General features: G+C 60.1%; 15 protein-coding genes. 9 read left to right on the forward strand and 6 right to left on the reverse strand.

Going from position 1 to position 21,807, the window contains the following annotated elements; all coding sequences use genetic code 11:
• Nucleotides 1–165 precede the first annotated feature (165 nt).
• Genes OXI69_10945 through OXI69_10955 form a run of 3 tightly spaced genes read left to right on the forward strand, consistent with a single transcriptional unit; the run spans nucleotide 166 to nucleotide 6,125 of the window.
• Nucleotides 166–2,154, forward strand: coding sequence for a PPC domain-containing protein (locus OXI69_10945; protein ID MDE2666661.1), 1,989 nt, complete (start codon nucleotides 166–168; stop codon nucleotides 2,152–2,154).
• 28 nt (nucleotides 2,155–2,182) lie between these two features.
• Nucleotides 2,183–4,735 carry a DUF1553 domain-containing protein gene (locus OXI69_10950; GenBank protein MDE2666662.1) on the forward strand — a complete coding sequence of 851 codons (2,553 nt, stop codon included), beginning with the start codon at nucleotides 2,183–2,185 and terminating at the stop codon, nucleotides 4,733–4,735.
• 43 nt (nucleotides 4,736–4,778) lie between these two features.
• Nucleotides 4,779–6,125 carry a DUF1501 domain-containing protein gene (locus OXI69_10955; protein ID MDE2666663.1) on the forward strand — a complete coding sequence of 449 codons (1,347 nt, stop codon included), beginning with the start codon at nucleotides 4,779–4,781 and terminating at the stop codon, nucleotides 6,123–6,125.
• A 15-nt stretch (nucleotides 6,126–6,140) separates the two neighbouring features.
• Here the strand turns inward: OXI69_10955 and OXI69_10960 are convergent, their stop codons facing one another.
• On the reverse strand, nucleotides 6,141–6,725 hold the full coding sequence (locus OXI69_10960) for a nuclear transport factor 2 family protein (protein MDE2666664.1): 585 nt from the start codon (nucleotides 6,723–6,725) through the stop codon (nucleotides 6,141–6,143).
• A gap of 451 nt (nucleotides 6,726–7,176) precedes the next feature.
• Here OXI69_10960 and OXI69_10965 point away from each other — a divergent pair, with 451 nt between their 5' ends.
• The 5 genes from OXI69_10965 to OXI69_10985 all read left to right on the forward strand — a co-directional run bounded on the left by OXI69_10965 (nucleotide 7,177) and on the right by OXI69_10985 (nucleotide 12,018).
• The gene (locus OXI69_10965; GenBank protein MDE2666665.1) at nucleotides 7,177–7,965 is read left to right on the forward strand and encodes an aldolase/citrate lyase family protein; all 789 of its coding nucleotides are present in this window, start codon (nucleotides 7,177–7,179) and stop codon (nucleotides 7,963–7,965) included.
• 429 nt (nucleotides 7,966–8,394) lie between these two features.
• Entirely contained in the window at nucleotides 8,395–9,723 is a 1,329-nt protein-coding gene (locus OXI69_10970; protein ID MDE2666666.1) for a spore maturation protein, read from the forward strand.
• 80 nt (nucleotides 9,724–9,803) lie between these two features.
• Nucleotides 9,804–10,049 (forward strand): carboxymuconolactone decarboxylase family protein, encoded by a 246-nt coding sequence (locus OXI69_10975; protein MDE2666667.1) that lies wholly within the window; start codon nucleotides 9,804–9,806, stop codon nucleotides 10,047–10,049.
• Nucleotides 10,050–10,361 carry a peroxidase-related enzyme gene (locus OXI69_10980; protein ID MDE2666668.1) on the forward strand — a complete coding sequence of 104 codons (312 nt, stop codon included), beginning with the start codon at nucleotides 10,050–10,052 and terminating at the stop codon, nucleotides 10,359–10,361. It begins immediately after the preceding gene.
• A gap of 61 nt (nucleotides 10,362–10,422) precedes the next feature.
• Nucleotides 10,423–12,018, forward strand: a complete 1,596-nt coding sequence (locus OXI69_10985; GenBank protein MDE2666669.1) for a CehA/McbA family metallohydrolase — start codon at nucleotides 10,423–10,425, stop codon at nucleotides 12,016–12,018.
• A 194-nt stretch (nucleotides 12,019–12,212) separates the two neighbouring features.
• Here OXI69_10985 and OXI69_10990 read toward each other — a convergent pair whose 3' ends face one another.
• From OXI69_10990 to OXI69_11010, 5 genes are all read right to left on the reverse strand, one after another.
• Nucleotides 12,213–13,943, reverse strand: a complete 1,731-nt coding sequence (locus OXI69_10990; protein ID MDE2666670.1) for a hypothetical protein — start codon at nucleotides 13,941–13,943, stop codon at nucleotides 12,213–12,215.
• A 102-nt stretch (nucleotides 13,944–14,045) separates the two neighbouring features.
• Entirely contained in the window at nucleotides 14,046–15,572 is a 1,527-nt protein-coding gene (locus tag OXI69_10995) for a phosphate--AMP phosphotransferase (GenBank protein ID MDE2666671.1), read from the reverse strand.
• Between the two features lie 553 nt (nucleotides 15,573–16,125).
• Nucleotides 16,126–16,563: a VOC family protein gene (locus OXI69_11000; protein ID MDE2666672.1), complete on the reverse strand. Its 438-nt coding sequence runs from the start codon at nucleotides 16,561–16,563 to the stop codon at nucleotides 16,126–16,128.
• Between the two features lie 9 nt (nucleotides 16,564–16,572).
• The gene (locus tag OXI69_11005) at nucleotides 16,573–18,558 is read right to left on the reverse strand and encodes a hypothetical protein (GenBank protein MDE2666673.1); all 1,986 of its coding nucleotides are present in this window, start codon (nucleotides 18,556–18,558) and stop codon (nucleotides 16,573–16,575) included.
• Nucleotides 18,551–18,910, reverse strand: a complete 360-nt coding sequence (locus tag OXI69_11010; GenBank protein MDE2666674.1) for a hypothetical protein — start codon at nucleotides 18,908–18,910, stop codon at nucleotides 18,551–18,553. The genes OXI69_11005 and OXI69_11010 overlap by 8 nt, the downstream gene beginning before the upstream one ends.
• Nucleotides 18,911–19,669: 759 nt before the next feature.
• On the opposite strand from OXI69_11010, the gene OXI69_11015 reads away from it, so the two are divergent.
• The gene (locus OXI69_11015) at nucleotides 19,670–21,802 is read left to right on the forward strand and encodes a sodium-translocating pyrophosphatase (protein MDE2666675.1); all 2,133 of its coding nucleotides are present in this window, start codon (nucleotides 19,670–19,672) and stop codon (nucleotides 21,800–21,802) included.
• Nucleotides 21,803–21,807: the final 5 nt, after the last annotated feature.

Consider the following 21,807-nt stretch of genomic DNA (forward strand, 5'->3'; position numbering starts at 1 on the left):
TCCGGATCGGTCATTGCCAAAGGCAAAACTTCTACTCTTCAAGCTCTTGACAAAGGGTCCGGGTGTGGGCCTGTTCCGGGGGAATAGCGGTCCCTGAAGCTCTACTCCTATGGTATCCTTGGGAGTGTTTTGGGTCAGGACTGTGGTGCCGAGGTCAGCGTTCCCGTGTACTTGAGATTGATTGCCGCTACCCTGTGCCTGGCGGCTCCACTGAGCGCTCAGGATATCGAAACAGTCACTGAGCCCAAGCTGCTCTCCCATTTCCCTCTGGGCGGCCAACAGGGGACGACGTTCGACCTCGAGGTCTCGGGCGAAGCCCTGCAAGGCACCCACACCGTTTGGTTCGAGGGCGGAGAACTCTCCGCCTCCGTCCTGAAGCTGGAAAAACTCCAGTCCACCTCGGAAAAAAAGGACAAGAAACCGGAAGACTACCTGGGGAAAGCGGCGAAGGCCGATCACCGGGCCGTCTTGAAGATCCGGATACCGAAAACGGCCGCGCTCGGATTGCACCTGTTCCGGCTGGTCACTCCGCGGGGACTCTCCAATGCCCTGGGCCTGCAGGTCGTCTCCGATCCGATCATTTCGGAAACCGCCCGCCCGCACCAGACCGCGGAACAGGCGCAATACCTGTCGGTCCCCGCGGTCGTAAACGGCAGCCTCTCAGAGAAGGGCCAGCGAGACTTCTACGCATTCCGCGTTTCCCAGGGGGAGGAACTGCTCTTTGCCGTTCGTTCGGATCTGGGCCCCAGCCGCACCTACCAGGCCCAAGCCGCAATCACCCTTTACCAACGTTCCGTCAGTTGGTTCGATCCCAGCCGTGTGGTCCGGTTGGTCGTTGAGGGCCCCGCCCTGACCTGGGAGCCCTTTCAGCGATACGAGCGGACCCGCTCAACCGGCAGATTCGCCCTCTTCCAGCGTATTTCTCACCGATTTGAGAACTCGGGGCGCTATTTCCTTTCGGTCGGCACCTTTACCGGAACCGGCGATCCCAATCATGGCTACCAGCTGCGGATTATCCGGCGCCTGTCTACTGATGCCCACCAGGTCCTGGGCAGATTGGCCCACCCGGATCCGGGCGACTGGCTGGAAAGGGACTCCGCCACCCTGAGACAACTGGGAAGTTTCCAACGGCCGCTTGAGCCCAACCGTCTGGCTCTTTTGCAGCACCGCTCCGGTAGGGTCGCGGTCAACGGAACGCTCTCTGGACCAATCGAATCCGTATCTGACCAAGGCAATGCTTCCAATACTTCTCCTGCCCGTGCTTCCCGGATCGAACCGGCGCCCGAAGTGGAACCCAACGACTCCCTCGACCGACCGGGCACGGTGAAGATTCCCGGCCTGATCGAGGGCCGGATCCAGACGCCCGGCGATATCGACCTCTTCCGTTTTCAGGCCAAAGCCGGACAGAAACTGGCCTTCGAGATTGAAACTCCCGGGAACTCTCTGCCACATTTCAACCCCTGGCTCAAGCTCCTGGACGGGAGCGGCAACGAGCTGGTCTCCAACATTTACATGGAATATGGCGGCGACGGCGACGACGTCAACAAAACGGTTGAACGGAAGACGATCTTCACCATCGAGCAAACGGGCAGCTACTTCCTGCAGATCCGGGAGTTGACCTCGGTGCAAGGAGGACCCCGGTTCAGGTATCGGCTCCTGGCACGCCCGCAGGTTCCTCATCTGGGCCGGGTTGAAATCAGCCTGGGAGTCACGCCCTTCCTGTCCACGCTCGTCGACAAGACCGACCGAATCAACCTGGAGGCGGGACAGGTCAAGGAAATGGTGGTGGTGTGCGAGAAGGAGGAAGGGTTTCAGGGAAATGTCCTGCTCACGGTCGACAACCTTCCCCCCGGCGTGCAAGCCTGGGTCAGTACCGCAGCCGGCTGGACCGAGACGTTGATGCGGGGCATCCAGTATCGACCCCTCGGTGTCGAGGTCGTATCTCCCCGCCACCACCGCCCGCAACGCAGCGCAACCACGCTCGTATTCTGGGCAAGTCCCGACACCCCCATCACAGGGTCCCCGCGCTTCATTGAACTCAAGGCCCGGCCGGTTGTGGATGGGAGGGTGGGCCCGGCGTTGCCGGCAGGAAGGATTCCTTTCCTGGCTGTCCGGCCGGCCGAAGAGACTCAGGTCATGACTTCCCGCCGCTGATCTCGGGAGGTGTTGTTTGTCAGGAGGAATGTTGCTCCTTAGACCCCTTTACCCGTCGCTGGCGAAAATCCTGGCGATTTTCCTGATATGCCTCGGATGGGATCCCGGCTTGGCCCACGGCCAGGAAACCGCAGTTCCCCCAACCCTGCTTTCGCTGAGGATCGTTCCGGAGGACATTCATCTTTCGGGTCTCAGCCCGTCCCAGCAGCTGGTTTTGCTGGGCAGGTATTCCGACGGACTGGAACGCGACCTGACGGGTGCTTCGTCCCTTGAATTGGGCTCCACCGAGGTGGCAACCATCGAGGATCAAGGTCGATTGACAGCCCTTTCGGAGGGAAGCACTACCCTGCACGCCCATGTGGCCAACCATTCAGCCTCTGCAATGCTGACGGTGCAGTCGTTGGCAACGCCGCCACCCTTCAGTTTTCAGCATGATATCGGCGGAATCCTGACCAAGCGGGGTTGCAACGACAGTAGTTGCCATGCGGGTGTCAAGGGAAGAGGGGGGTTCAAACTTTCCCTCAACGCCCTGGATCCGAAGGAAGACTACCGTTGGATCGTCAACGGCGGCACCTACCAGGTCATGAGCCTGGAATCCGCAGGTCCGGAGTCCCCGCGCATCGACCTGAGCCAACCCGAAAATAGCCTGTTGCTGCGTAAACCCACGCTCCTTTTGCCTCATGGAGGTGGAGAACGCCTGACCACCAAGTCTTCCGACTACCGCACCTTGTTGGACTGGATTCAGTCCGGCGCTCCCTATGAACGCAAGGATTCAGAGGTTGAAGTTGAACAGGTGACCCTGTTTCCGGAGGAACGAGTGCTCGATGCCGAGGGCACCCACCAGTTGTTGGTCACCGCCCATCTTGCCGATGGTCGAACCCGGGACCTGACCCAACAGGCCTCCTACCAGTCCACCAACGAAGAGGTGGTGACGGTGACTGACTCCGGTCGAGTCCAGGCCCGGTCTACGGGAGAGACGACCATTATTGTCCGCACGGCCGGTCATACCGCCAGCGCACGTTTCGGAGTCATCTCCGAACCATTGCAGACCAACCCTTCGCCTCCGCCCCACAACTTTATCGACGACCACGTCTTCGGCAAGTTGAGCCGCTTTCAAATCCCCGCATCGCCGCTCTCCAGCGACGCCGAGTTCCTGCGCCGGGTCTGCCTGGATTTGACGGGAACGCTACCGCCGCCCGATCGGGCCCGGGAGTTCATCGCCAGCCGGGACCCTCAAAAACGAACGAAACTGATCGACGCCCTGCTGGATTCTCCCGAGTACGTGGACTACTGGACCTTTCGCTTCGGCCGGCTCTTCCGGGTGGCTGCCGGCGCCGTCGGGGGGGCTGAGCACGCCTACACCTATTGGCGCTGGGTGTGGCGGAACATCGCCCAAAACACGTCCTATCGGGAAATTGCCCTGGAGCGGCTGGCGGCACAGGGCTATGGCGGGGCCTCGAGGCACTTTCTTTCCTACGGGGAAGAAGCCAAGGCTGCGGATATCATGCCGGAAGAGGTACGGGTCTTCCTGGGAAGACGGCTGGATTGCGCCCAGTGCCACGACCACCCCTACGAGCAGTGGAGCCAGGATCAGTTCTGGGGGCTGGCCTCCTTCTTCGGACAGATCAGCCGAACCGAATGGACCGGGTTCGGGGCGTCGGTTCTCTTTGACGATCCCGCCGGCCGCCAACCGGATTTTGGAGAGTCGGCGGAAACGGTGAAGGTGATTCACCCCCGTCGCAAGCAGCTCGTCAAGCCCGCCTTCCTGGATGGGCAAGCCATCGCCTCCGCGGGCAACGGGCATCCGCGCCGGGAGTTTGCCCGCTGGATCACGACTCACCCCTACTTCGCCGAAACACTGGTCAACCGCATGTGGGGCCACCTTTTTGGACGCGGCCTGGTGGATCCGGTGGATGATTTCCGTTCGACCAATCCGCCTACCCACCCTGGATTATTGCAGGCACTGGCCGAGGACTGCCGGCTCCATGAATACGACCTGAAGCAGATCCTGCGTCGGATCACCCGTTCGCGGACCTACCAGCTTGCCTCGACTCCCCTTGAGTCGAACCGCGAAGATGCCTTGAACTACTCCCACTTCATCCCCAAGCCGCTGGAAGCCGAGGTGCTTCTGGATGCCATCAGCCAGGTGACCGGTGTCCCGGAAGTCTTCGAAAGCGGCCCGGGGGGCCAGGCTCCCCTGGGAACCCGGGCCATTCAACTGGAGGTGCCCGACATCTATCCCTCCGATTTTCTGCAGATGTACGGGCGACCCAATCTTCTGCAGATTCCGGAAGTCAAGGCCTCTCCCAGCCTCAACCAGGCGCTCCACATGCTGGTGGGAAAGACCTACACGGAGAAGATTTCCAGGAAGGGCGGACGCCTCGACCAGTTGATCCAAAGGGACGCCTCCCACCGCGAGGTGATTCAGGAGCTCTATCTGGCAGCCTTGTCTCGCCTGCCCTCACCGCTGGAGTTGTCCGAGCTGGAGTCGGTCTTGGGCAAGAGTTCCGACAAGAGGCAGGCTTGGGAAGACCTGGTCTGGAGTCTGATCACCTCCCGAGAGTTTGCCTTCAACCACTGACGCCGCCTTGATGGCACCCAATGCGGGCGCCAGGAGATTGACAATGATGCGAAAAGCAGGGTGTTTGACGGTTACTCCGGAGCTTCTGAAGCGACGCCACTTCCTCCGAGTCGGCTCTCTCAGCCTTCTCGGAATCAGCCTGCCTCAATATCTGAATTTCCGGAGCCTGCAGGCTGCCAGCGGCAAGGACACCCGCGGGCAGGCGAAGGCCCAGGCCTGCATCCTGGTCTGGCTGGAAGGAGGCCCCAGCCACGTGGACACCTGGGACCCCAAACCCAACAGCAGCTTCAAGCCCATTCCAACCAACGTGGCGGGAATTCAGGTTTCCGAGCTGCTTCCACGGTTGGCCAGGCAGATGGACAAGCTGGCCCTCCTCCGATCGGTCCACACCGAAGAAAACAACCATGGCCAGGGAACCTATTACGCGCTGACCGGACACCGTCCCACAGCCGCCATGCAGTTTCCCAGCCTGGGAACCATCGTCACCAAGGAACTGGGGGCTCGAAACAACGTTCCCGCCAATGTACTGGTTCCCGACACCTGGAAAACGGCTTCCTATGGTGAATATACCAAGGGCGCCTTCCTGGATCCGGCCTTCAACCCCATGGTGGTTCCCGATCCCAGCAAGGAGGATTTCCAGATTTCCGACCTGGCTCTTCCAAAATCCCTGACGGTTGAACGCCTGCGCGACCGGCGTTCGATGTTGAAACTGGTCGACAGAATGTATCGCAGCAAGATCGAAAGGGCCGAGCACCAGGCTATGGATCGATTCACCCAACAAGCCCTGCAGATGATCCTGACCCCTGAAACCCGACAGGCCTTCGACTTGAGCCAGGAATCCGAAAAGACCAGAGATGCTTACGGGCGAGGCAGCTTCGGCCAGAGTCTGCTGCTGGCTCGCAGGCTGGTTGAGGCGGGCGCCCGCTTCGTCACGGCCGCCGGCCATGAGCTGAACGGCTGGGATACCCACTCCGACAACGACGAACGCCACAAGGACAAGATGGTCCCGGGACTGGACCGAGCGCTCCCAACCCTGCTGGAAGACCTCAAGCAGCGCGGCCTGCTGGATTCCACCGTGGTCATTGTGATGGGTGAATTCGGTAGATCGCCCCACCACAACTCAAAGGCCGGACGAGACCATTGGCCTCACTGCTGGTCTCTGGCTATCGGAGGCGGCGGTATTCGTGGAGGCCAGGTGGTGGGCGCCAGCGACGAACGCGGCGCCTATGTGGCCGAACGCATGATTTCCATGGGCGACCTCTATGCCACCATCTACAAGGCCCTGGGAATCGACTGGACCAAGGAATACATGAGTCCCATAGGCCGCCCGGTAAAGATCGCCAATGCCCTGGACGATGAGACCGGTCAACCCATCGAGGAATTGATCTGAAGCAGGTGGGATTCCTCAGAGAGCCTCCCCTACCCTGACTGTGATGGGTGAGGCGTGGTGGTGGACCAAGTGCCACTTCCCCTTGACACGAAAAAAGAGATTGGTGCCCTGAGCCTGAGAACGGCTGAAGTTGGCGTTCCGGTAACTCTCGATGTTCTCCAGGCAGGACACCCAGGCGAAGTCTCCGTTCACTCGGATCGAAACCTCGGTTTCCCGGATCTTCATGTGCTCCGTATTACGGAAGATGGTGGCCCAGCTCTTGCGAATCCTCTTCCAACCGGTCAGCAGTTCCCAACTCGGATGCACACATTGGACCCAGGGCTCCTGGAGCCACACTTTTTCCATGGCTCGGAGGCTCTGGTCGGAAACCGCCCGGTAGAAACGCCGGTTCACTCGAAACACCTCCAACTGCTCGCCACTGAATCTTGCTTCTTCGCTCTCGGCGGCCCCATTCTCTTCAACCTCTCCGGGACGAGCCTCGGGTAAGCCGCTGGTGGACCCCGGCAGCCGATCAGGCAAAACCGCGCCCGGAAGTAGAATCAGCGACAGACAGAGAGCTGTTGCCCAAAGGTTTCGTCTGAACAGGTAAAGGGCGCCCATCTCATTTCCTCCGATCATTGCGTTTCAGCCACGTCCGCCCCCGCCCTCCACGACGGGCCAGACCCTTTGAGGTTGAAACAGCAAAATTTCATGGCCTATGGGGAACAAGGACCCTTTCCGGTGAATTTGGATTCCCGGATTATTGAACATGGAGGCACAGGATGCACAGCATAATCAGGACGGGAGGCTGCTGAACGAGAAGCTGACTCCGGCGACAATCGAGTGCGCATTTGCGGATGTCCAAGTCTACAAGTCAGCCGTTTCCGGAATAAATCCTGTGTATCCCGTGCATCCATGTGAATCAAATTCTCCCCCAGGCCGCTGTTCTTGACACCCGCACAGCCCATTGATTAAATTGCCCGCATTGGTTCATGGTTCCTTCAACCCCGGGAGCGTAGCGGTAGGGTGGTGCTTGCCCGCCCGTTTCCCCCCTTCAAACGAGGAAGAGTGAATGAGTTCCGTCAACAACGTCGATCGGTTCCGGCAACGCCTGCAGGAAGGCAAGATTTGTGTGGGAACCTCTGTTTCGCTTACCGATCCCATCGTCAGCGAACTGGCTGCCGAGGCTGGAAACGACCTAGTGTGGATCGAAATGGAGCACTCCTACCTTGATCTTCGCGCATTGTTGGGACATCTGGCCGCGCTGCGTGGTACCCAGGCAGCTCCCATCGTTCGTGTCGCCTGGAACGATCCCGTCCTGATCAAGCCGATTCTGGACCTGGCGCCGGCCGGCATCGTGGTACCCATGGTCTGTTCGGGGGAAGAGGCCGCCAAGGCCGTTGCCGCTTGTCGCTACCCGCCCCAAGGCATTCGTGGATTTGGCCCGATCCGAAATATGTACGGCATCGAGAGCATGGAGGAATATCTGGCCATTGCCAGAGAGCAAATCATGGTCTTTGTCCAGATTGAGCACATCCAGGCCGTCCATAATCTGGACGAGATCCTGGCGACCCCCGGCCTGGACGGCGTGGTGATCGGCCGCAACGACCTTACGGGCTCCATGGGCAAGCTGGGCCAGCACAGCGACCCGGAAGTGCTCCGAACCATCGACAGCGTCTTCGCCAGGGTTCGCGAAACCGACCTATTCCTGGGGGCCTCGATCGGCTGCAACCTGGAAACGGTCAAGGAGTGGTATGGAAAGGGAGTCCAATGGTTTGCCCTCGGTGACGATGTAGTCCACTTTTTCGAAGGCGCCAAGGCCGTGGCCGACGAGGTCCACGCGCTGGGAGAGAGCGGCTAGCCCACCTTTCTCGCCGGAGCCGGGGTGTATCATGAAAAGGGGCGTTTTTTCAGCATCTTCCCGACCTCTTCTTGGGAATCTTCTTCCGAAAGCCGGGCCCATCACACCCCGCTACGGGAAGTGTCAGTCAGCCTCCGATGAGGCGTTTCGCAACGTTGGGTCGAGTCGTCCCGGGGGGCTCGCAGTGCGATTACTCCTTGTCGCAGCCTTCTCCGTGACCCCGGTTACCGTTAGTGGAGCCGTGACCTGGGCGGGAGGGTCATCAGTTCACCCATCACCGACCTGGTCAACGACAAACAGCATTTCTCCATCGTGGCCGGGCATTCCCTCTACACCTTTGTTCTGAAGGACTAAAAACTCTTCCCCTAAGCAGACACTCACAGCCGCGCCCATGACTCCCGTTCTCCACATCTCCCGAGGAACTTCATGCTGAATGGAATCTTCGTTGTCATCGTCCTGTTTTCCATCCTGATGGCGGCCTTCACGGGTCGCATGGAGATGTTGAGCAAGGCCGTGCTAGAGTCGGCCCGCTCGGCCGTCACCCTCGCCCTGGGTCTCATCGGAGTTATGGCCTTCTTCCTGGGCTTAATGCGAGTGGCCGCCGACGGGGGCTTGTTGCGGATGATGGCCCGCGCCGTACATCCCGTGATGCGATTCCTCTTCCCGGCCATCCCCAGGGATCACCCGGCCATGAGCGCCATGATCCTGAATATCACCTCCAACCTGCTGGGGCTTGGGAACGCGGCGACCCCGTTTGGACTCAAGGCCATGATGGAGCTGGACCGACTCAACAACGACAAGGGAACTGCAACCAACGCCATGGTGCTCTTCCTGGCTCTCAACACCTCCGGCCTGGCGCTGCTGCCCCTGGGTGTCATCAGCTTGAGAGCGGCGGCCGGCTCCCAGGATGCTGCAGGAATTTTGGCGACTACCTGGTTTGCCAGTGGATGCGCCACCGTAGCCGCGATTGTGGCGGCGACTCTGCTGGCCCGAACGCCACGCTATCGCCTGGCAGGAGCGACATCCAACCAGGCTGACCAGGACCGGCGGGTTGAAGCAACCTCCTCCGATCAGGTCCAGGCAGAGGACGCGTCCATGACGCCCCAGTCCCAACTGGAACTGGTTCGACCCCGCTGGGGAAAGCCGGTAGTGCTCGGCTTTTACCTGGCTCTGTTAGCTGCTCTGACCGTGCATATCGCGCAACAGGTTGGTACCACCCCGGCGATGGACCTGGTGCGCAGCATCATGTCTTTTTGGATGTTGCCTGCTCTGATCGCGGGACTGGTGCTGTTCGGATGGACTCGCGGAGTGAAAGTCTACGAATCGCTGGTGGAAGGAGCCAAGGAGGGTTTTCAGGTCGCCGTGAAAATCATTCCCTACCTGGTTGCCATTTTGGTGGCCATCGGGATATTCCGGGCATCGGGGGGTCTGGAACTGTTGGCCCGGGGTATCGGTCCGGTCACCAACCTGATCGGCATGCCCGCAGAAGCGTTGCCGGTGGCCCTGGTCCGGCCACTCTCCGGAAGTGGAGCTCTGGGAGTAATGACCGAGGTCATGAACGCCCACGGGCCCGACTCCTTCACCGGCTACATGGTCTGTACCTTTAACGGAAGCACCGATACCACCTTCTACATTCTGGCGGTATATTTCGGTTCTGTAGGCATCAAGAAGACCCGCCACGCCCTGCCGGCCTGCCTGACCGCTGATGTCACCGGCATCCTGGCGGCGGTCCTGATTGTGAACCTGCTGTTCGGGTAGAGTTCAAACGGGCTTCTTCAATGGACCGATTGCCCCGACCCGTCCGTCGTTAGCCGAGAACCTCAGATCAGGGAGGCAGCATGGCCTACATCCGAGTGATTGAACCGGAAGCAGCCGACGGCGCTCTGCAAGCTGAATATGCCGCGGCCACAGAGCGTGCCGGCAAGGTCTTCAACATCCTGAAGATCCAGAGCCTCAATGCTGCCGCCCTTCACGCCAGCATGGCGCTCTATCGGGCCACCATGCACGGACCCTCCGGTCTTTCCAGGGCCGAGCGGGAAATGCTGGCCACGGTGGTCTCTCAACTCAACGACTGCTTCTACTGAGTGGAAGGCCACGGGGAGGATCTCCGTGTTGCGACAGGAAATCGGTTGCTGGCCGAGACCGTGAAGCGGGATTACCGGGAAGCTCCATTGGACGCCCGCCAGCGGGCCTTGTGCGAATTTGCCGAAAAGCTCACCCGCCAGCCCTCCCGAATGACCGCCGAGGACTGCCAACGGTTGAGAAGCGAGGGGCTCAGCGATCGAGATATCCTGGATGCCGTCGAAGTGATTTCCTACTTCAATTACATCAACCGCGTGGCCGACGGGTTGGGAGTCGACCTGGAACCTGAAATGAAGCGCCGTGACACAGAGTGACAACGGCCGCCTTCCCGGAACCCATGATGGTGCGCCGGCTTGCTCCGGAGTGACCTGACCGATGAACCGCCGACTCTTTCTCGTCCTGATCTGGGGATTGGGCGTTTTGACCGCCGCCCGCTGCGGCATGCTTCAGGAAGAATTGTGCCGTGTCCGTCTCTCGCTGGTCGACGGCAGCACCGGCAAGCCCGTCCCGGGGGTGATTCGCGGTTTCGTCCAGGGCCAGGAGACAGCGGTTCCGATCCATGGCCTACTGGAAAGGGGACAAGGCGTCGGATCGGTGGCCCTGCAGCAACAGGGCAAACGGCCGCCCCGCCGCCCCATCCATGACTGGTACGTCCTGTCCGAGCCCAGCGAAGTGACGCTGCCCCAAAAACCCCTGCGGCTGGAAGCCTTCTCGGGACTTGAAACGGAGATGGCGACCCTGGAGGTCGACCTCAGCCAGAGGAATGACGCCTCCTTGACCCTTTCCCTGAATTCATTCAGCCACATCAAGGACAAGAAGTGGTTTGGCGGCAACACCCACCTGCACCTCTTCAGGCTCGCGCCGGAAGAGGCTGATCGCTACCTGAGCACAATCCCGGCCGCGGACCGATTGGACGTCTTGTTCACCTCCTATCTGATCCGCCCGTCCGAAGACGCCGATTACATCACCAACCGCTATCCGGTAGGGGACCTGACCCAATTCCATTCCACCGGCGTGCTGGTCAATCAGGGTGAGGAACATCGTCACAACCTGACTCCCTGGAGTGGAGGCTACGGTCACGTCATGCTGCTGAACATCAGGAAGCTCATCCAGCCGGTCAGCATCGGTCCGGGCATCACGGGGGCCGGCACTGACGGGATTCCCCTGCAGGAAGGGATCGATGAAGCGCATCGTCAGGGAGGAACGACCATTTGGTGCCACAACGACTTAGGACTGGAACGGGTGGTCAACTTCGTCCTGGGCAAGGTGGATGCCCAGAATATCTTTGACGGGCTGTCCCTGGAGGACTATCCCCAATTTGAGGACACCTTTTATCACTACCTCAATGCCGGGCTCAGGGTTCCCTTCTCGACCGGCACCGATTGGTTCCTGTTCGACCTTGCCAGAGCCTACACCCGGGTTGCGGAACCTCTGGGAATCGCCTCCTGGCTGGAAGCGCTCAAGCGGGGACGGTCCTTCATCACCAACGGCCCCCTGTTTCACTTCCTGGTGGAGGACCAAGGGATCGGAGATACCCTCTCACTGAAATCCCCCGGGGAGGTCGGAGTCGAGGGTCGGGTGTCGGGACGAATCGACTTCGATCACCTGGAACTGATCCACAACGGCCGGGTGGTCGATCGCATCCCGTCCCGAGCAACCGGGGAACACTTTTCGGCCGAGTTGAAGAAGACGTTTGCGGTGGAAGAGCCCGGGTGGCTGGCGCTGAGAGTCTCCGGGCAGGCTGACAGCGAGTACGGGTTGCCCATCTTCGGACATACCTCGGCGATCTACCTCGAGGTGGACGGAAAATCGATCCGCCAACCCGCCGCGGTGGTCCATCTAAGGAGAGAGATTCAGGCGGCGAGAACTACGGTGGCCGAAGAGGCACTCTTCGCCACGCCCGAGGAACGAAAGCGGGTGCTGGACCTCTATGACCGCGGTCTTGCGGCCCTTGATGGAGGGTCTCGATAATCGTTGTTCTTCCCGGACCCTCACGGACCCCTTTCGAGTCCTTTCCGAGCCCCTTGCAGTCCGACCGCGGATTAATCTTGTTGAACCTTACCAACCCTTGGGAGATTCCTTTAGTGCCTTCTGCAACGCCTTAGTGGCCCTTCTTGGTCATTCGTGTGACTTCGTGGATCACTCTTTTTCCCTTCACGGGTCCCTCATTCGTCCTCTGCGGATGCCTCCTCCTTGGCCCAGCGTCCCCAGGCTTCCACGCGCAGCGCCAATTCCCCAAAGAATTCCGCGCCGAAGTCGCGACGGATCTCACCCGCCATCTGCTCCGCTTCGCTGCTCAGGGAAGACAAGGACAACTCCGCAAGAATCGTTGAATCTTTCCGGGGGCCACGGGAGGCAGCCAGAATCTTGCCGGTCAGGACATCGGCCCGGCAGACAGCCACCAGTTGCCGGAACAAAAGGTCAAGGTCCGCATAGTCCTCAGGAGACAAGACGGCCCGGCCTTCAACCGACACTTCCTCCGAACAGAGCCGCGCCAGCCGGAGTCCTTCCTCCTTGCGAGCAACCAACTGACACCAGCCGATGGTCTCGACGGCCGTGCCTGGAGGCATCCAGCCCACCACTCTCGAAAAGTCATTGTCGCCCAGCCCTCCGCTGACCTCGAGAATGTCCGGGGGAGGATCCCAGGGCACGGATCCGTGATCCTTCAGGCGGGTGGGCGGCCACGGCAGGGTCGTATGCTCCATGACGCTGAACGGGTGCCAGTAGCCGCACCACAGCGGAGCGAATATCCCATGCACAATCTGTGGGGTTCGCTCGAAGACCCGGGCCAGCAGCGGACCCGCATCGGTACCGTACCGGTCCGCCAGCCACTGCCAGGTGTAGGTCTGCCAACGTCGGGAAGGAGCAAGAAAGTCCAGCCACTCGCCGATCGGTCGGTTCTTGGCAGCCTCGGAGGCCCAGCGGGACCAGGCGACAGCGTTGGCGGCATTGGGAGAATCGAAGATGGTTCGATAACGACGCCATTCCCTTCCCGACTCATAGGAGATTCGTGCCGTCACCCCGCCAGGTTTCAGGGCATAGAGGGCATCCAGTCGCTCACAGTAGTGCTGGGGGTCCACGTAGGGAATGTCGGCCCGGCCGTAGTACTCTCCGTACACGTCGAACTCGACGATCATGGGTCGGTTGGGGTAGGCGTAGAGGTTGGGGTGGGGGATTTCGGCATTGGTGACGAAGTCGAGCACCACGTTCTTGATGTGAATCCAGACGTCCTCGGGAAGACTATCCATCGCCTCCTTGAAGATGGAACCCTGCCATTGATTCTGACCCACGGCTCCCCAGTCGCGAATGACCAGAGTCTTCCCCGCCCTGCGGCAGGCCCGCTCCATGGCTCCGAACACACCGGCCAGCCGAGCCACCTGGCGAGTCCGGTCGGGCATTTCCAACACTCCCGGAGTTTCCGTCAGCGACGTTACCACCAGCATGTCGACTTCCGGCGCCACTTCGAAGAACTCGGTCAGGGTGGCTTCCTCCCAATTCTGCAGAAAGCTCGGATCCCCCGTAGCCGACTCCGGGTATTCCCGAGCGAGCTCGTCGGGAAGATCGCGACGAACATGGTGCCAGGCCATGACTCCGAGACCCGAAGCCTTGACCTTGCCGAAGAGATCCTTCATGTAAGCCAGGTTCCGGCTACGATCCTCCAGAGTCGAGACCGCCCCACGGCTGTGCAAGTCATCGTGGCGAGCCACCTTGGGGAAGTCCCTGAAGGTCTGCCCACACAGGACCCAGTTCGCACAGGGTGGCACCGGTGAGTTGGTGTAGGCGTAGGGTAACTGCATGGCCATATTGGGAAATTCCAGGTGGGTCACGTCGAAACCCGGCGCTTCCTCTATCGACCGCTCTGCCGCTTGAGCCAGGTAGGACCTGTCGTGGTTCACAAGAAACTGCCAACCTCGTAGACCAAAGGGTCGAAAACCCCCTCTCGAGCCGGTCACTTGTGGATTCACTCGTCTTGCTCCTTCTTTAGTTTCAGAATTGGTTCAAACCCCGAGGTGCTTCTCCAAGGTGCTGACCAGTGTGGAAAGTGTCTTCACGCGGGCCCAGAGCTTGTCCTCCGCCTCCACGACCGTCCAGGGAGCGTAAGGGGTGCTGGTCCGCTCGATCATCTCCGTGACAGCCCTTCGATAGTCATTCCATCTGGTCCGATTCCTCCAGTCCTCGGAGGTCAACTTGAATCGCTTGTGCGGAGTGCATTCCCGGGCCTGGAATCGGCGCAACTGCTCCTCCGGGCTCAGATGGAGCCAAAACTTGACGCACACCACCCCCGCGGCTGTGAGGTGCCTTTCGAACTCGTTGATCTCCTGGTAGGCGCGGCGCCATTCCTCCTCGCTCGCAAATCCCTCCACCCGTTCAACCAGAACCCGGCCGTACCAGCTTCGATCGAAAATGGTCATGTGGCCGCCCTTGGGCAATTGCCGCCAGAAGCGCCACAGGTAGTGGTGGATCTTCTCTTCAGCGGTAGGCGCGTTTATCGGAACCACCTCGTATCCTCTCGGATCCAGTTCCTGAGTCAGCCGCTTGATGTTGCCGCCCTTGCCAGCCGCGTCCCAGCCCTCATAGACCACGACACTCGCCACCCGCCGCCCATAGCACTCGAATTCCAGATCTCGCAGGCGTAGTTGCAGTTTGGAAAGCCGTTTCTCATAGTCTCCCCGGTCCAGTTGCTTGCTCAAGTCGGAGCGATCCAGCACCGAGGGTTCGGAGTCAACCCTAATGTGAAGGCCTCGACTCCGAACTTCCTCATCAATGTTTTCCGCTGCCGGTATCGAAGGACCAATGGACTCCGTCCCCTTGCCCCGCCTGGACAGATGGGCCGAGAGCGCGCCAATCAGGTGTTCAAGGATCTTGACCCGCCGGTATCGGCGGTTATGAGCTTCCACCAGCTTCCAGGGAGCATTCACCGTGCTGGTCAAGGCAAGCATCTCTTCCGCGGCTTCCAGGTATTTCTTGTAGCCGCGCTCTTTCTTCCAATCCGGCTGGGTCCAGCGCCAACGCTCGAAACGATCGCTCTGCATGCTCTCCAGTCGCCGTTCCTGTTCCTTCCTGCTAACGTGCAGCCAGAACTTGATCAGCACCGCGCCGTCGTCCGTGAGCTGGCGCTCGAACTCACGAATTTCACCTCCGGCCGCCAGGGCGCCTCCACGGTCCAGACTTCCGTCAACGCGTTCCTCCAACATTTGTCGATACCAGGAGCGATCCCAGAACACCCATTCACCCTTCCCGGGAAGCCGGGTCGAGAAGCGCCAAAGAAAGGGGTGGAACTGCTCTTCAAGGGTAGGCGCCTGGGTGGTAAAGACCTTGAATCCCCTGGGGTCAAGGGGGCGTACCAGGGCGTTGATCGCATCTCCCTTGCCTGCCGCCTTCCAACCCTCAAACAGGACCACAACCGGAACTCCGGCGGCCCTGACGGCATGCTGCAGGTCGCGCAACTCTACCCTCAGCCGTGGAATGGCTTCCTGGTATTCCTCCTTGCCCATCTTCAGGTCAAGATCCAGTACTTCAAGCATCGGTCCGCTAATCCTTCGAAATCTTTTGGCTTCCCAACCTTTGGCGGCTCCCTATTGAGAGTTCTCCAGCCCCTTAGTGGCCCTTCATAGCCCTTCGTGCCCCTTCGTGGATTTCTCTTTTCGGCCTTTGTGGACAACGCTCGGCTGTTTCAAACAAGTAACGCCCCCGCCCTGCAGGACGGATCATACGAGAATGAAACATGGGATCCATATTGGCTATCGCGAGCCTGGGCCATGTCCCGTTAAACTGGTTTTCTACAGATTGAACATCGATGCACAGGATTTTTTCAGGAAACGGCTAGCTTCCAATGCCGGGAATCCGCAAATCCGCACCGGATCATCGCCCGAGCCGGCTTCTGGTGCAGGAAGCTCTCGTCCTGTTAATCCTGTGCATCCTGTGCATCGATGTTAATCATCCCTGGTGCCCTTCATTGACCCCCTTGCCGACCCTTGGCGCATCCCTCTTGAGCCAACTCGACCCTCTTGGTGACCCTTCGCAGTCCTTCGTGTTCCTTCGTGGATAACTCCTTTTTCTTTTGTTTCAAATAAGGTCTCAGTGCAGTCCCTGAACGAATTCCAGCCAGTTCCCCTCCGGATCCCGAGCGTAAACGATTCCGAGTTCGGCATTTCGGTACGATCGGAACTTCGGCTCGGTGACGAATCGAACTCCGAGGCCTCGCAACTCCGCATAGGTCTGCCGCAGATCCTTTACGTCAAAACAGACATGGCCGGCGCCGAGCTGATGCTTGTCCAGATGGCCCTGAGGGGCCGGTGGATCGACGAAATGAACCAGTTCGATCTGATGGTCGCCCGGGAAGCCCACAAAGACCAGCTGCCGCCGCGCCCCGGGAATGCCGGTGTGGTCCCCCTCCGGAGGAGCCACGGAATCGATTCGACGCAGAATTCGTAGTCCAAGAACCTGGGTGTAAAAGCGAACCATTCCCTCCAGGTCCTTGACCACGATGCCGGTATGGTGAAATCCCTCAATCAAACGGACCTCCTAGGCGGAGTTGTCTTCCCTTGATTGCCCCTCGTCTCTGGTCGACTGACCCTGTTGAGAGGGACTCAACTTGTAAAAATAACGTTCTACCAGATGGGTCGGAGCGGGGCCGGTGCCCTTGCTGACCAGGAATCCCAAACCGAATGAAACGAACAATCCCCACAGGTTGGGGTGAAAACCCAGTAAATCGATGCGACTCCCGCCAAACAGGGTCGGCAGGAAGAACCCCACCATCACCGTGAATCCGCCCACCATGGCGCTCAGCGCCCCTTGTCGAGTCATGCCCTTCCAATAGAGTCCCAGCAAAATGGGGCAAAGAAAGGTGGCGGCAAACCCGCTGCCCGTAAACACGATGATTCGTTGCAGAAAGTCGGGTGGACGGGTGGCCAGCAGCGTCACCACCATGCCCACAATCACGGTGGTGGCATAGCTGGCTCGCTTGACCGTCCGATTGCTGACCCGAGGGTTGATGGTACGCTGGTAAACGTCTCGCACCAGACCCGAGCTGATCATCAGAAGAAAGCTGTCGACTGTCGACATGACGGCGGCAAAGGGTGCCGCCACCAGGACAGCGCCCAGGATCTGGTAGGCGAGCCCCATGTCCCCCACGACCCGGGTGGTGACCAGGACCATGGCCTTGTCGGAGTTTTCGGCATTCAACTCGGGAATGAGCACCCGGGCGGCCACGAAGATGAAGACCAGCGGCAGGTAAACCATCGAGTAGAACCCGGTGACCGTCAGGATGGCCCGCTTCAGAGTTCGGCTGTCCTTGAAGGCCATCAAGCGAAGCATGGTCCCCGGCTGACCCATACCGGTGATGGCCCACATGAAGAAAAATGAAATGGCCATGCCCAGGGGATGAAAGGGGGCTCCCCGGTGAGAGCGCCCCGGCCCGAACAGCACTTCGTCGCCGCGCAGGAACACAAAGCGTTCCGTAATCCGATCACTGTCCAGGCCTATCACTCCCGTGGCTCCCATTTCGGTTTGGCGCCCGAATCGATCGGTGGCTACCTCGTTGTTGTCGTATGGAAAGCTGACCCGGAAGCGTGGGCCCAGCCTCGGGTGGTGCTCGATGGCTCGCTTGACGTCGTTGCCGGTACTGGTGGTCCGCCCCTCGCCATCGGTCGCCAGAAAGACCTCGATAAAACGATTCTCCGCCCCAACCCCCGGGTCCCACCGTATCTCCAGGGGAGCATTGGCTCGCCCGGGGTGACGATAGAGCAAGCCGGCGGTATCGAGTGGTCCCCGGGCTTGAATGACCAGATCGTTGTAGGACCCCGCCACCGAGGTAACCAGCGTTGGGGGGCGTTCCCTGAGCTTGCGGTTGATCGACTCCATTCCCCCGCCCTGCCTGATGATCACGGGAAGCAGCAGAGTGATGCCCAGAACCATCACCACGCCTTGCAGAACGTCGGTCCACACGACCGCTCGAAACCCTCCATAGGCCGTGTAGAAGATCACGGTGACTGCAAAGATGATCAGCCCGGCACTGTAACCCCAGTCGGCCGGAAGGTTGAATGTTTCCTCAATGATCAGGGCTCCAGCCTTGAATTGGGCGATCAGGTTGCAAACGGTAAAGAAAATAATGGTCGAAGTTGCAAAGAGCGCCACGGCCGTCGAATCGTATCGGTCACGAAGCACGTCGGGGATGGTGATGGCTCCCGTCTTGCGAGCCACCTGGTTCAACCGCTTTCCCAGAACCCCCATGCTGCAGACTCCGGCGACCATGTAGCTTGCGATCCAGAAAGCCAGCACCCACCCGTAGCTGTATATGAGAGAGGGAAATCCGGTGAAGCTTCCGCCGGAAGCCGCCGTGGCCGCAAAGGTAAAGGCCAGGGCCCAACTACCCAGGCCCCGGCTCCCCAGAAAATATTCACCCAGGAAAGACTTGGTCGCCAGAAGTCGATGTGAGAGAGCAGCCAGAACAAAGACACAGGCGATATAGGCGATGAAGGTGATGGTGGTGGCTGGGCTGGTCTCAGTCATGAAGGATTCCCGCCTCGTTCCGCTCCGCGCTCAAGTCATCCTCCCTAAAAAAATAGAGGCAGAACAGGACGGTGATAACGACCGCCGCCACCCAGGGCGTTATCACTCCATAAAACACCCAGTCCGGAACCCCCAATCCGAGCGGGGTGGTCAGGGACTGCGGCTGCCGGTCGAATGCCGTCAGTGGTCCAACCAGCTTGCCGAGGGAGGGTCCCGTGGCATTGGGATGCGGTTCATGCACCAGGTAGCCGGCCAGATAACAGTAGGTCACCGTATAGAGGCAACAGGCGAGCCACAGGAGGAGGAGGAAGATGCATTCTCGAAGGGAGTTGCGAAAGACCGGATCGATCATCTTGCGAGGCTGAATGGAGTGGGCAGTCAGCGCAAATCACCTCGTCCGGAAGCCCTCGCATCGGAGCCGGCGGAATGCACCGCTGAGGAGACTGCCGCCGGAAATACCACAATCTGCAAGGGTTTGGATGGAATGGCTCAGGGTGGGCGGCAGGATCGGCCCCATGCACCCATAAGACAGGCTACGGGGGCAAGAATCATACCGATCCCACAAGGGCAACCGCCCGGCCTGCCGAACCCGGAAGACCGGCTGGCCCGGACACTCTACCACGAATATCTTTGCCGATGAAGATCCGGCCTGGGCGGGCAACCTGCCCCATCCGAGTGACTTTAGGCGGCCTGAGACTCCATTGGGGACTTCCCGGCCGTCGGCGATTCCAAAACGGTTTCCGTTATCGGCCCGCCGGACCGTCCCAGGCTGAATCCCCAAGTGTTCGGTTTCAGAAACAGGCTTGTCAAATTTCTGAGACCGGACTCTCGGCTCACCTTGACATCTGCGCCGTTTTTGTCAATGATCCATGCCGGCTGAGGTGACCGAAGGCGCCACGGAACAACCGCCATCCACAGAGAGCCCGGAACTCCTGCCTGCGCGATCGAGCCTGGCCGAAGCAAACCGCAAACCCCCTGCGCCCCACCCCGAAACGCACGATTTCCAGGGGCGTCTGCGTTCCCGTGAATAAGCCGCCGGCCTGCAAACTTACTCGTGGCGGCTGCGTCCGAATCTGATTTTTGGAGCCCACTTGATTGAGGAGTTGATTGGATGATTCAAACTTGGATGACCTACTTTCCGATTGCAGGACTCATTGGGTTGGCCGTTGCCATGGTCATTTATCTTACCCTCAAACGCCTGCCGGCCGGCACCGAGTTGATGCGCGGTATCTCAGACCAGATCCAACTTGGCGCCATGACATACCTGAAGCGTCAATATCTGACTCTGTTCTTCTTTGTCACCATTGTAGCCGTACTTCTGGGCGTTTTCTTGACGTGGAACACCTCGCTTGCCTTTGTTTCAGGGGCGCTCTGCTCGGCATTGGCAGGCTTCCTGGGGATGAAAGCGGCCACCAGTGCCAACGTCAGAACGACACAGGCTGCCAAGGAGGAGGGACAGGGCAAGGCCTTGCTTACCGCCTTTAACGGCGGCGCCGTCATGGGAGTGAGTGTCGCCAGCCTGGGATTGATCGGCCTCGGCGTATTGTTCCTGATTTACGGGAAGCCGGAGACCGCCAGCGTCATCAACGGATTCGCCATGGGCGCCAGCTCCATCGCGCTGTTTGCCCGAGTGGGAGGTGGAATCTATACCAAGGCCGCCGATGTCGGCGCTGACCTGGTGGGAAAGGTGGAGGCCAATATTCCGGAGGATGACCCGCGCAACCCCGGTGTGATTGCCGACAACGTTGGTGACAACGTGGGGGACGTGGCCGGAATGGGGGCTGACATTTTCGAGTCCTATGTCGGTTCGATCGTGGCCACCATCGCAATTGGGGCCACCTTGGCCACTCAACAGTTGGCCGCGTTGAAGTCGACGCCTCAGGTGAGCGATCCGGAAGCCAGGACGATCCTGATGGCCCTGCCATTGATGCTGGCGGTCACCGGCCTGATTGCCTCCTTTGTGGGAATCTTCTCCATGAAGGCCCTCAAACGGATCTCTCCCGCCTCGGCGCTTCGCTACGCGACCTACATCGCCGCGGCGCTGTTCCTGGTGAGCGCCTACGGACTGGTTTCGACCTACGCGGTGAGCGACCAGGTGTTCTGGGCAATCTTTTGGGGTACCCTGGCAGGCGTCTTCATTGGTTTGATCACCGAGTACTACACCTCCGGCAAACCCATTCGGAGAATCTGCGACTCCAGCAAACAAGGAGCGGCAACCAACATCATCAGCGGAATGGCGGTGGGTCTGGAGTCCGCCGCGCTGCCTGTCCTGGCTATTTGCCTGGCCATCTTCGTCGCCAACGACACGGCCGGTCTCTACGGGGTGGGGATTGCCGCGGTCGGAATGCTGGCAACGGTAGGCATTACCATGTCCGTCGACGCCTACGGGCCTATCGCGGACAATGCCGGGGGCATATCGGAAATGTCCCGCCTGGGGCCCGAGGTGCGCAAGATCACTGACAGCCTGGACGCCCTTGGGAATACGACAGCGGCCATGGGCAAGGGTTTCGCCGTGGGTTCGGCCGCGCTCACGGCCCTGGCGCTGTTCGCCGCCTACTCTCAGGCCGTGGTCGGCGCAATCCAGAGCAAGCTGGAGGCACTCACAAGCGAGCAGGCCGAACTTACCGGCCAGTGGAAACAGTACGCCGCCCTGCTGGCCGATGGCGAGACGCCGCTCCGGATCGTGATCACCGAACCCACGGTGGTCATCGGGCTCTTCATCGGTGGAATTCTGCCCTTCCTCATTGGCGCCCTGACCATGACTTCGGTGGGCAAGGCGGCGGGCAATATGGTCGAGGAGATTCGCCGCCAGTTCCGGGAAATCCCGGGCCTGCTGGAAGGCAAGGAAGGGGTGGTTCCCGACGCTGCCCGTTGCGTGGACATCTCCGCCAGCGCCGCCCTGCGCGAGATGATCCTCCCCGGGGTCACCGCCGTGGTAGCACCGGTAATCGTGGGCTTTTTGCTGGGACCGGCAGCCCTGGGAGGCATGTTGGCCGGCGCAACCGTCTCAGGGGTGTTGCTGGCATTGGTGATGGCCAACGCCGGGGGAGCCTGGGACAACGCCAAGAAGGCCATTGAAAAAGGTGACGTGGCAGGAGAGCATAAGGGCAGCGATGCGCACAAGGCCACGGTGGTGGGAGATACTGTGGGAGATCCCTTCAAGGACACTTCCGGCCCTTCCATGAATATCCTGATCAAGCTGATGTCGGTGGTGTCTCTGGTGATTGCTCCGCTGCTGGTTTAGCCCCG

This window comes from Acidobacteriota bacterium (genome assembly GCA_028875575.1).
Lineage (GTDB): Bacteria > Acidobacteriota > Terriglobia > Versatilivoradales > Versatilivoraceae > Versatilivorator.

Excerpts from the sequence above, each read along its gene's own strand:
- OXI69_10950 (MDE2666662.1), top strand. The coding sequence starts at position 2,183 with ATGTTGCTCCTTAGACCCCTTTACCCGTCGCTGGCGAAAATCCTGGCG.
- OXI69_11010 (MDE2666674.1), bottom strand. The coding sequence starts at position 18,910 with ATGATCGATCCGGTCTTTCGCAACTCCCTTCGAGAATGCATCTTCCTC.
- OXI69_10955 (MDE2666663.1), top strand. The coding sequence starts at position 4,779 with ATGATGCGAAAAGCAGGGTGTTTGACGGTTACTCCGGAGCTTCTGAAG.
- OXI69_11005 (MDE2666673.1), bottom strand. The coding sequence starts at position 18,558 with ATGACTGAGACCAGCCCAGCCACCACCATCACCTTCATCGCCTATATC.
- OXI69_10965 (MDE2666665.1), top strand. The coding sequence starts at position 7,177 with ATGAGTTCCGTCAACAACGTCGATCGGTTCCGGCAACGCCTGCAGGAA.
- OXI69_10960 (MDE2666664.1), bottom strand. The coding sequence starts at position 6,725 with ATGGGCGCCCTTTACCTGTTCAGACGAAACCTTTGGGCAACAGCTCTC.
- OXI69_10975 (MDE2666667.1), top strand. The coding sequence starts at position 9,804 with ATGGCCTACATCCGAGTGATTGAACCGGAAGCAGCCGACGGCGCTCTG.
- OXI69_10995 (MDE2666671.1), bottom strand. The coding sequence starts at position 15,572 with ATGCTTGAAGTACTGGATCTTGACCTGAAGATGGGCAAGGAGGAATAC.
- OXI69_11015 (MDE2666675.1), top strand. The coding sequence starts at position 19,670 with ATGATTCAAACTTGGATGACCTACTTTCCGATTGCAGGACTCATTGGG.
- OXI69_10985 (MDE2666669.1), top strand. The coding sequence starts at position 10,423 with ATGAACCGCCGACTCTTTCTCGTCCTGATCTGGGGATTGGGCGTTTTG.